This window comes from Chryseobacterium sp. SIMBA_029, from assembly GCF_046535275.1.
GTDB lineage: Bacteria > Bacteroidota > Bacteroidia > Flavobacteriales > Weeksellaceae > Chryseobacterium.
Genome location: NZ_JAWRXA010000557.1, coordinates 1 through 256, shown reverse-complemented (window position 1 = coordinate 256; position 256 = coordinate 1). Strand labels below are relative to the sequence as shown.

General features: G+C 57.8%; 1 protein-coding gene. It reads left to right on the top strand.

Features of this window, described 5'->3' with window-relative positions; genetic code table 11:
• Positions 1-256: COX aromatic rich motif-containing protein (locus SB679_RS25210; protein WP_410705065.1), on the top strand; the 256-nt coding region annotated here is incomplete at both ends.

Here is a 256-nt window from a genome sequence, read left to right as displayed (position 1 = left end):
CTGCAGGCCGACAGCGCCGCTGACATCTGGGGCACTTCCGCCCAGTTCTCTGGAGACGGCTTTTCCGACATGCAGTTTAAATTGCGTAGTCTGGCAGATGCCGACTTCACCTCCTGGATCGACAGCGCCCGTGGCGTCGGCAAGAATCTTGACCAAACCGCCTATGCGAGACTTGCTCGACAGAGCCAGCGTGACCCTCCATCGGCTTTCACTGTTAGTGATCCCCACCTGTTCGATGCAATTGCGACCCAGAAAG